This window comes from Streptococcus azizii, assembly GCF_001984715.1.
Classification (GTDB): Bacteria; Bacillota; Bacilli; order Lactobacillales; family Streptococcaceae; genus Streptococcus; species Streptococcus azizii.
This window is the reverse complement of the sequence record NZ_MSPR01000031.1, coordinates 1-10,207: the sequence shown is the minus strand read 5'-3', so window position 1 is coordinate 10,207 and position 10,207 is coordinate 1. Positions and strand designations below refer to the sequence as shown.

Here is a 10,207-nt window from a genome sequence, read left to right as displayed (position 1 = left end):
ACAATGACGGCTTCACGGATGAAGAGGAAAAGACAGCAGGTACTGATCCGAAAGATCCAAACAGCAAGCCAACAGGTCTTTCTGTGACGACAAGTCCAGCAACCGTCTCAGAGAAAACACCAGTTCCAGCCAATACCAAGGTTGTCACACCGAATAAAGATGGCTCTGCTATTACGTCAACTCCAACCAACGGCCTATCTGTTGATGAAAATGGAAACTTGACCGGCACCCCAACTGTGACAGACTGGGGCAAGGAGGAAGAAGAGCGTGTTGTGAACATTCCAGTCACTGTGACTAATGGCAATGAGAGAAAAGAAATCACTGTCCCAGTTACCATCCAACGCGATACCGATGGCGATAAGGACCCAGATGTGACAGACCCAGATGATGACAATGACGGCTTCACGGATGAAGAGGAAAAGACAGCAGGTACTGATCCGAAAGATCCAAACAGCAAGCCAACAGGTCTTTCTGTGACGACAAGTCCAGCAACCGTCTCAGAGAAAACACCAGTTCCAGCCAATACCAAGGTTGTCACACCGAATAAAGATGGCTCTGCTATTACGTCAACTCCAACCAACGGCCTATCTGTTGATGAAAATGGAAACTTGACCGGCACCCCAACTGTGACAGACTGGGGCAAGGAGGAAGAAGAGCGTGTTGTGAACATTCCAGTCACTGTCACCAATGGCAATGAGAGGAAGGAAATCACCGTCCCAGTTACCATCCAACGCGACACCGATGGCGATGGTATTCCAGACCTTACCGATCCAGATGATGACAATGACGGCTTCACAGATGAAGAGGAAAAGACAGCAGGTACTGATCCAAAAGATCCAAATAGTAAGCCAACGGCTACCATTGGAGATATGGGAGACAAGACAGTCATCGAAAAACAACCGATTGCACCGATTGAGGTTCCAGTGACCAATGTTCCAAATAATGGAACCGTTGAGGTGACAGGCCTACCAGGCGGCTTGACCTACGATCCAGCAACAGGTACGATTACTGGTACCCCGACTGTTGATAACTGGGGACCTACTGAGGAAGAACGCGATTTCCCTGTGAAAGTGGTTATCAAGGATGGCAACGGCAATCCAATCGCTGAAAAAGAAATCATCATCAAGGTTCAACGCGATACCGATGGCGACCAGGATCCAGATGTGACAGACCCAGACGATGATAACGACGGTTACACAGATGACCAAGAAAAGACAGCAGGTACTGATCCGAAAGATCCAAACAGTAAGCCAACAGCTACCATTGGGGATATGGGAGACAAGACGGTCATCGAAAAACAACCGATTGCACCGATTGAGGTTCCAGTGACCAATATTCCAACCGGTGGAACTGTTGAGGTGACAGGTCTACCAGGCGGCTTGACCTACGATCCAGCAACAGGTACGATTACTGGTACCCCGACTGTTGATAACTGGGGACCTACCGAGGAAGAACGCGACTTCCCTGTGAAAGTGGTTATCAAGGATGGCAATGGCACTCCAATCGCTGAAAAAGAAATCATCATCAAGGTTCAACGCGACACCGATGGCGACCAGGATCCAGATGTGACAGACCCAGACGATGATAACGATGACTACACAGATGACCAAGAAAAGACAGCAGGTACTGATCCGAAAGATCCAAACAGTAAGCCAACAGCTACCATTGGGGATATGGGAGACAAGACAGTCATCGAAAAACAACCGATTGCACCGATTGAGGTTCCAGTGACTAACGTTCCAAATAAGGGAACTGTTGAGGTGACAGGCCTACCAGGCGGCTTGACCTACGATCCAGCAACAGGTACGATTACTGGTACCCCGACTGTTGATAACTGGGGACCTACTGAGGAAGAACGTGACTTCCCTGTGAAGGTGGTTATCAAGGATGGCAACGGCACTCCAATCGCTGAAAAAGAAATCACTATCAAGGTTCAACGCGATACCGATGGCGACAGGGATCCAGATGTGACAGACCCAGACGATGATAACGACGGTTACACAGATGACCAAGAAAAGACAGCAGGTACTGATCCGAAAGATCCAAACAGTAAACCAACAGCTACCATTGGGGATATGGGAGATAAGACGGTTATTGAAAAACAACCGATTGCACCGATTGAGGTTCCAGTGACCAATATTCCAACCGGTGGAACTGTTGAGGTGACAGGTCTACCAGGTGGCTTGACCTACGATCCAGCAACAGGTACGATTACTGGTACACCGACTGTTGATAACTGGGGACCTACCGAGGAAGAACGCGACTTCCCTGTGAAAGTGGTTATCAAAGATGGCAATGGCAATCCAATCGCTGAAAAAGAAATCACCATCAAGGTTCAACGCGACACCGATGGCGACCAGGACCCAGATGTGACAGACCCAGACGATGATAATGATGACTACACAGATGACCAAGAAAAGACAGCAGGTACTGATCCGAAAGATCCAAACAGTAAGCCAACAGCTACCATTGGGGACATGGGAGACAAGACGGTCATTGAAAAACAACCAATCGCACCGATTGAGGTTCCAGTGACCAATATTCCAACCGGTGGAACTGTTGAGGTGACAGGTCTACCAGGTGGCTTGACCTACGATCCAGCAACAGGTACGATTACTGGTACACCGACTGTTGATAACTGGGGACCTACCGAGGAAGAACGCGACTTCCCTGTGAAAGTGGTTATCAAAGATGGCAATGGCAATCCAATCGCTGAAAAAGAAATCACCATCAAGGTTCAACGCGACACCGATGGCGACCAGGACCCAGATGTGACAGACCCAGACGATGATAATGATGACTACACAGATGACCAAGAAAAGACAGCAGGTACTGATCCGAAAGATCCAAACAGTAAGCCAACAGCTACCATTGGGGACATGGGAGACAAGACGGTCATTGAAAAACAACCAATCGCACCGATTGAGGTTCCAGTGACCAATATTCCAACCGGTGGAACTGTTGAGGTGACAGGTCTACCAGGTGGCTTGACCTACGATCCAGCAACAGGTACGATTACTGGTACACCGACTGTTGATAACTGGGGACCTACCGAGGAAGAACGCGACTTCCCTGTGAAAGTGGTTATCAAGGATGGCAACGGCAATCCAATCGCTGAAAAAGAAATCACTATCAAGGTTCAACGCGACACCGATGGCGATAAGGACCCAGATGTGACAGACCCAGACGATGATAATGACAGCTTCACGGATGAAGAAGAAAAGAAAGCTGGTACAGACTCAAAAGATCCAAACAGCAAGCCAGTTGCCCCTACTGTGAAATCAGCAGCGACAGCAGTGCTTCCAAAAACAGGAACAGATACCTCCAATGTGGGAGCCTATGGTCTTGTAGCTCTTGGTGTAGCAGGTCTCTTAGCTCTCGGTAAGAAGAAAGAAGAGGAATAATCTTTTTCTGGCAAATCCTGTTAAGGGTTTCAGTCCCTGATTATGCACGATCCATCAGAAAGGGTGGTAGCCATTTCTAAAATACTAGAACCTGCTAGCCCTTTCCCTAGTCGTTGAGGTAGTTTAGAAAGCCTCCAAGGCTAGTGTCATCGTGGTATAAGTTCAGATATGAAAAGAGGCTGGACAAAAACTAGCCAATAACTAAAAATACACAGACAGATCGAGCTGATTTTGATAAAATCCCGCCGAACTGTCTGTGTTTCTCTTTTTGTTTCTGCTATCTTGGACTAATACTCAATAAAAATCAAAAGTAGTCTATTTTCTCTTCAACTGGCTTTTGACTTCTTTGGGACATGGAAAGACTCCCTTTACAGTTTCCTGTGAAAATTTTTGTTTTTTCACTGTCCGCTATAAGGGGAGCCTATCATTTTGTACCAGTCATTTTATATCATAGATTATTTTTTATGCTTTATTGCTCTCATAATGACATATCCTAAAAGAATGGAAATTGCGGGGAAGATTTTCATGAAAGCATAGAACATTGTTTCAAGCAATTTCATCATTGCTCCCTAATCCCTATGACCTTAGGATATAGTTTAGCGCCTGAAATTTGTGTAGGTGGTTCATATACTTGTTTCATTCTGACAATAACTCCCCGCTCTGCTCCTAAATAAGCACTTCCTGCAGCTCCTCCTACAGCACCAATCATAGCTGCGACACCGGCATTTAATCCTGGTATAGCACCTAATAGTAATCCTGCAGCTCCTCCTCCCAAACCAATCATAGCACTCCATGTCACATTATTTATATAAACATCAGTCAAGCCATTTCCTAGATTAACAACTTTGTTTACACCTTTAACACCCAAACGTTGTGCATAAGCAAAAAATACAATTCGATATTGCTCTTCTGTAAATAAACCTTGATGATATAAATTCTCGGCTGCTTGAAGGACATCCGAATTAGAAAAAGTATAGACATCCCCCGTTGTGCCTTCTTGAAGGTACTCAACATTGCTCATTTCGTCTTCCGAATTACTTAATGCAAACACAGGAGACATATTCCCAAACAGTAACAGAGCAACACTAGAAATAGCAATCATTTTCTTAATATTTGTTTTCATATCAAGTAATCCTTTCAACTTTTTATAATATCTATTGATAAATTAACTTGATTTCTACAAACTCCTCCTCTCTAACAAGTTATTTTATCTTTTTACATTCATTATACACCTACTCAATTTCAAAAGCAAGTTTTTTGAATGCGTTTTCACACCGTTCTAGTTGTTTTATCCTTATTATAATTATAAAGCGTGAGATGGAAAACGAGCAATTCCAAGTCGACATTGCTTGTTTTTTCATACTTTTTTAATAGGTCTATAGACGACATCCTTCAACCTAAAAATTAGACAGTGAGGTTAGCGGTTGTCAGAATCATCTGCTTCGATTCCCTATTTTTCATTCGGTCTTTACACTCCCTTTGTATCTTATAATTGGACACGGGCTAAAAGCTCGGAAAAAAGATAAACATTCCTAGAAGTTACACTTCTTCGTCATGTTTCCTATTTTTCATTCGGTTTTTACACGGGCTTTGTATCTTATTGTAACTGAGTTCGGACTAAGGTCTTTGTGAAAAAGATAATTCTTCCTAGCTTCAAAGGTATAGTATACCTTTGAAGGCGGGAAATAGGAGTTTGCCTCAGCAAACTCTCTCGATTTCTTCGTCAGAATTCCTATTTTCACTTAGACCTTTTAACGTCCTCACATCTTAGTTTTTCATCAGTGTTGCGGAAAAAAGGAGTGTGAAGCTTGCACTGATATTTGGTATAATAGAATAAGAAAGGGCTTACAGGAAGATGGGAGGTGAGAGATGCTAACGAGAAAAGAAGCAGGGATTGTGCAAGTATTACTGAGACAGGAAGGGAGATATATTTCCAGTCAGAAGATTGCAGCAGCTATTGGTCTGAGCGATCGGACTGTCCGAAAATACTTGCAGACCATTGAGGAAAAAATTGCTAAGAGAGGGGCAAGATTACACTCCAAATCAGGCTACGGATATCGCTTGTCGTTTACAGATGAGGAGCAATTTCACCTCTACTGGCAGGAGTGGCGGCAGTCAGATAAGTTAGTCAAGGCAGTCGGACAGCTGGAAGAGGCGACAGACAGGCGCCATTACATCATCCATAAACTTTTTTTGGAGGCAGGTTGTCCTACTGTTTTGGACTTGGCACAGGAATTGTACCTGAGCAAGACCAGTGTGTCCCAATTATTGACAGAAATCAAGGACTTGATCCGCCCCTATGGCTTGGAGCTTCTCATTAGCCGGAAAGGCATTCAGATTACAGGAACTGAGCTAGCGATTCGCCATTTTATTAAAGATTATTTCTTTATCGATAGTTTTCAAAATTCGATCTTTTCCCTGATCCAAAATGATCTCTTAGAAGAAAGCCATTTTTCGGATATTATCATGGTTGTCATCGATGAGTGCCGAAATGCTCAGTTACAGCTGCCCGATTTTGTGCTACATAATCTAGTCGTGCATCTAGCCTTGATGATGAGTCGAATCCGTCTGGGAAATCCGATTCAGCTAGCTTCTCATGAGGAGGATGAGAAAAGCGTAGAGTACCAAGTAGCGACAAGGATTTTAGGACGTCTGTCAGAGCGGTTCTCTTTAGCATTTCCTGAGAAAGAGGCAGCGTATATCTCCATTCATTTGCATGGAGGCAAGGAAATGGTCAATAGTGGCCAATCAGAGGACAGTGTGACAAGGCACCTACGAGAGTGCTTGAAGTTGCTGAGTCAGCTATTGGCGGTGCCTCTAGAGACGGACCTGCACTTGCTCGATTCGCTGAAGATACATTTTATTCCCCTGCTACATCGGATTCATAATGACATCCAACTGGTCAATCCTTTGACGGAGGATATTGCGCAACAATATCCTAGAGTTCTTGCGGCCGTTAAAGAAGTTTTCTCCCACATGCCGGAACTGCAAGACCAGACCATTACAGATGACGAATATACGTATATTAGTTTGCACGTATTGGCTTCCTTGGAAAAAATGAGCGGGCAGGTTCGTTATCGTGTGCTAGTGGTCTGTGCCAGTGGTTATGGGAGTGCTAGGATGTTGAAACACCGCTTGGAAAATGAGTTTCAGGCAGAGTTAGACATCGTAGGGGTCGTCAGCTACCTCGATCTAGCAGAACAAACCTTGACGGGAATTGATTTTATCATCTCCTCGGTCGATCTGAGTGCTGTCGTCTTTTTGGTTCCAGTAGTGAGAGTCAGTGTTTTGTTGCAGCAGCAAGACATTGCCCGCATTCGATCCCAAATGACGAAAAAAATCTGGATGGGTGAAGAGCCTGCTAGAAAGGTCGGGATTTCTGAAAAGCAAGAAGAGTCCCAGATAGGGGTACAGCAATTATTTCAGGCAGAGCAATTTTTCTATTTTGATCAGCAGGTAGACAAGGAAACGGTTCTATCTCAGATGATTCAAGCCTTGGAAGAAGGGAGCAATCCACAGTTTCGACAAGATTTCCGAAAGCAGATAGCCATTCGGGAAAATCTCAGCTCAGTTGTCTACGAGGAGGTACTAGCTTTTCCGCATCCACCCCAGGCGCTGACGAAAAAGGAAGAAGTGGTCATAGCGGTTTGTCGTTATCCGATTTGCTGGGACAGTGAGCATAAACAGGTTCGGTTTGTCTTTTTGCTGTCACCATCCACTGGAAAAAATGAACGCATGAAGCTGGTTACCCCAGCCCTGGTCTCCTTTGTTCATGCCCCTGATTTACAACAAAAACTACAGGACAATCCGACTGTCCAACAATTTAAAGAATGTTTCATCCCTTTGTTATAGGGAAGGAGGAAGTACGATGAAAAATATTATGTTAGTATGTAATGCTGGTATGTCTACGAGTATGCTGGTGACCAAAATGCTCAAGGCAGCAAGCGATAAAGGTTTAGAGGTAACGATTTGGGCTGTTCCTATTTCTGAAGTTGCAGATGAGGTAGCCAATAAGACGATTGATGTTTTACTGGTAGGACCTCAGGTCAAGTTTATGCTTGATGAATATAAGGAAAATTATGCACCAGCCATCAAGGTAGGGGACATCAATATGGTCGACTACGGGACCATGAATGGTGCCAATGTCTTGGAATTTGCTTTGCAGTTGCTAGGAGATTAGCCGATGGGAGAACCAGTAAATCTTGAGGCGATTATGGGGCTTATTATGCATGGAGGTGACGCCAAAGGAAATGCAGTCGAAGCCATTCGAGCTGCCAAAACAGGCAATTTTGAAGGAGCAGAAGCCTTCCTTGAAAAAGCCCACCAAGCCCTCAAAATCGCCCATCAATCGCAGACCGCCCTATTAGCAGAAGAAGCGGCAGGGCATTCAATCGAAGTATCCCTTTTAATGGTCCACGGTCAAGATCATCTGATGAATGCCATCACCTTTCTGGATATGGCCAAGGAGACGCTTGACCTATACCGTAGGATAGAGGAAATCGAAAGGACAGGTAGATGCAAGCACGTCTGACAGTAACCGGTCAACTGGAAGCCTTCTATGCCTTCTATTTAGAACTCTTCCAGACAGACTATCAAGGAGCAACAGGAAAGTCCCTTCCTCTTTCTGAGATAAGAGAGGGATTGAGTTATGTCAAGCGATTTGGAAAAAAAGAGGAGCAATCCGTCAAAGTGAGCCTGCAACAACTGGTAGAAAATGAGTGCTATGGAGTGGCGATTCAATCAAACCGAGGTGTGCAATTTTTGACCTATCACTTAGAGGATTTAGGAGAGGATAAGGTGGAGATTGTGTACACGGAGGATTACCTACCAGAAGGGCGCTGGAACAAGCTCAATTACAAGCTGTTGCTCCCTCTGATGAAACGGAGCTTAGAGAAGCGTATGCTTCTTCAAATTAAAAAATTTGCAGAATTTGCAACAAAAAAGGAGGTTCATTAAATGGACACATTTATGAAAATTTCAGGGAAACTAGGGTCGCAGAAGCACCTGGTTGCCATACGGGATGCTTTTCTTGCCATGTTTCCCCTCACCATGGCAGGAGCGATTGCTGTCTTGATCAATGTCTTGGTGCGCGATATTCCCAACAGCATGGGGAATAAAGGCTTTGCAGAAGCCATGCAGCCACTCATTACCCTGAATGGTAGCGTGTATTTTGGAACCATCGCCATCATGGCGCTAGCCTTTGTCTTTGCTCTTGGCTACAATCGGGCGCAGCATGAAAAGATCAATCCGATTGCAGGAGGCTTAGTATCTTTTGCAGCCTTTATCTCAACGATTCCACAGACCATAACGATTATGACAGACCTAGCAGGCTTGGATAAGTCAGTTATCAAGGCTCTGGTTGATTTTGGCTTGACTGTTTCAGAAAAGGGCTTGGAAACGTCTGAATGGGGGACTATTAAGGTGGCCTATGCAGGCGCGACTGGCTTGTTTACAGCCATGATTATCGGCCTTCTTTCAGCAGAAATCTACTGCTTCTTGATGAAGAAGAAGGTGACCATCAAGATGCCAGATACAGTTCCACCAGCTGTTAATAAGGCATTTGCTTCAATGATTCCAGGGATTGTGGCAATCTATGTGTCAGCCTTTATCGGCTTTATAGCAGTTCAGTTATCTGGCCAATCCTTGAACGACCTCGTATCGACCTATATCCAAACACCTTTACTCGGTCTATCCCAAGGCTGGTTCAGCGTTGTCTTGCTTTCTTTTCTGGTACAATTATTCTGGTTCTTTGGCCTTCATGGACACAATGTACTGGGACCTGTTTTGGATGGTATCTACCTGCCTGCCCTCCTTGAAAATACAGCAGCGCATGAAGCAGGCAAGACACTTCCTTACATCTGGACCCGTGGCTCCTTTGACGCCTATGGACAAATGGGCGGTTCGGGTGTGACCATCGCCTTTATCATTGCAGTCTTTCTCTTTTCAAAACGCCAAGAATACCGCGCTGTTGCTAAATTATCTGCACCGATGGGGGTATTCAATATCAATGAACCAGTTACTTTTGGTATCCCAATGGTCTTGAACCCGCTCTTTGTGATTCCGTGGCTCATTGTTCCACCAATCTGTTGCGGCATTGCCTATGCAGCGACAGCCCTTGGCTTGATTCCACCAGTCTATGTAGCGATTCCATGGATTACCCCTCCAGGCCTCTATGCCTTCCTTGCAACAGGAGGAAATGTCTTGGCCGGTCTCGTTTCCCTGTTCAACGTCTTTGTTGCCTTCCTCATCTGGACTCCGTTTGTGGTAGCAGCTAATAAGGTGGAAGTTGAATAAGATATAAAGGGCGTGAAAAAGCGACTGAAAATTAGGAAACATGACGAGTGAAAAGCTCCAGTGGAGGTTTTCAGCCCATTTACATTTCCTAGCTTTCCTGCTTCTTGGCTCAAACTTCTGTGGTCACTTTCGTGTTTCTAGGTGACCAGTTGCAACAGTTCACCGAACTGTTGCAATCTCATCTGTAATTGGCTAAAGCCAAAACAGCTGCCTAGTACGACGGGCATGTCGTACATCTGAGGTGCAAGTCCTCTGTGGACACCTGCTACCGGTGAACCCAATAGCGACTCCCAAGCCTGACTATCGTGAGGTAGCGGGGAGAGGAAGGGATAGCGAAATCGTGGCTCTACGAACAGAAACGTGATATTAAGGCGTATATAGCGGATGAGGGGGCTAGGCACTCTAAAGTCCAAAAAGGTAGTCGTAATCTATGTGCGTAAATCACGAGAGTAAACGAGGAAAGATGTACGACTTATCCCGTGAGGTCTCATGAGCGTCAAGTAGACGTA

8 protein-coding genes are annotated in these 10,207 nt (G+C 45.0%); 6 read left to right on the top strand and 2 right to left on the bottom strand.

Annotated elements, in window-relative coordinates:
- Positions 1-3,404: putative Ig domain-containing protein (locus BVE84_RS10035; RefSeq protein WP_142241943.1), on the top strand; the 3,404-nt coding region annotated here is incomplete at its 5' end.
- A gap of 559 nt (positions 3,405-3,963) precedes the next feature.
- On the opposite strand, the gene BVE84_RS10030 is transcribed toward BVE84_RS10035, so the two are convergent.
- Positions 3,964-4,527, bottom strand: a complete 564-nt coding sequence (locus BVE84_RS10030) for a hypothetical protein (RefSeq protein WP_076996860.1) — start codon at positions 4,525-4,527, stop codon at positions 3,964-3,966.
- 746 nt (positions 4,528-5,273) lie between these two features.
- Here BVE84_RS10030 and BVE84_RS10025 point away from each other — a divergent pair.
- From BVE84_RS10025 to BVE84_RS10005, 5 genes are read left to right on the top strand one after another with little or no spacing between them, the layout of a single operon-like run.
- Positions 5,274-7,256: a BglG family transcription antiterminator gene (locus BVE84_RS10025; protein WP_076996859.1), complete on the top strand. Its 1,983-nt coding sequence runs from the start codon at positions 5,274-5,276 to the stop codon at positions 7,254-7,256.
- 16 nt (positions 7,257-7,272) lie between these two features.
- Entirely contained in the window at positions 7,273-7,584 is a 312-nt protein-coding gene (locus tag BVE84_RS10020; RefSeq protein WP_076996858.1) for a PTS sugar transporter subunit IIB, read from the top strand.
- A gap of 3 nt (positions 7,585-7,587) precedes the next feature.
- A complete protein-coding gene (locus tag BVE84_RS10015) occupies positions 7,588-7,935 on the top strand; it encodes a PTS lactose/cellobiose transporter subunit IIA (protein ID WP_076996857.1) in 348 nt (115 codons plus the stop codon).
- A complete protein-coding gene (locus tag BVE84_RS10010) occupies positions 7,920-8,360 on the top strand; it encodes a DUF3284 domain-containing protein (RefSeq protein ID WP_076996856.1) in 441 nt (146 codons plus the stop codon). Before BVE84_RS10015 ends, BVE84_RS10010 begins: the two co-directional genes overlap by 16 nt.
- On the top strand, positions 8,361-9,698 hold the full coding sequence (locus tag BVE84_RS10005; protein ID WP_076996855.1) for a PTS sugar transporter subunit IIC: 1,338 nt from the start codon (positions 8,361-8,363) through the stop codon (positions 9,696-9,698).
- A 137-nt stretch (positions 9,699-9,835) separates the two neighbouring features.
- On the opposite strand, the gene BVE84_RS10925 is transcribed toward BVE84_RS10005, so the two are convergent.
- Positions 9,836-9,979, bottom strand: coding sequence for a hypothetical protein (locus BVE84_RS10925; protein WP_158072016.1), 144 nt, complete (start codon positions 9,977-9,979; stop codon positions 9,836-9,838).
- Between the last annotated feature and the right edge of the window lie 228 nt (positions 9,980-10,207).

Bases quoted from the DNA above. Each gene is read 5' to 3' on its own strand.
- BVE84_RS10005 (WP_076996855.1), top strand. From the start codon at position 8,361: ATGGACACATTTATGAAAATTTCAGGGAAACTAGGGTCGCAGAAGCAC.
- BVE84_RS10010 (WP_076996856.1), top strand. From the start codon at position 7,920: ATGCAAGCACGTCTGACAGTAACCGGTCAACTGGAAGCCTTCTATGCC.
- BVE84_RS10030 (WP_076996860.1), bottom strand. From the start codon at position 4,527: ATGAAAACAAATATTAAGAAAATGATTGCTATTTCTAGTGTTGCTCTG.
- BVE84_RS10015 (WP_076996857.1), top strand. From the start codon at position 7,588: ATGGGAGAACCAGTAAATCTTGAGGCGATTATGGGGCTTATTATGCAT.
- BVE84_RS10025 (WP_076996859.1), top strand. From the start codon at position 5,274: ATGCTAACGAGAAAAGAAGCAGGGATTGTGCAAGTATTACTGAGACAG.
- BVE84_RS10020 (WP_076996858.1), top strand. From the start codon at position 7,273: ATGAAAAATATTATGTTAGTATGTAATGCTGGTATGTCTACGAGTATG.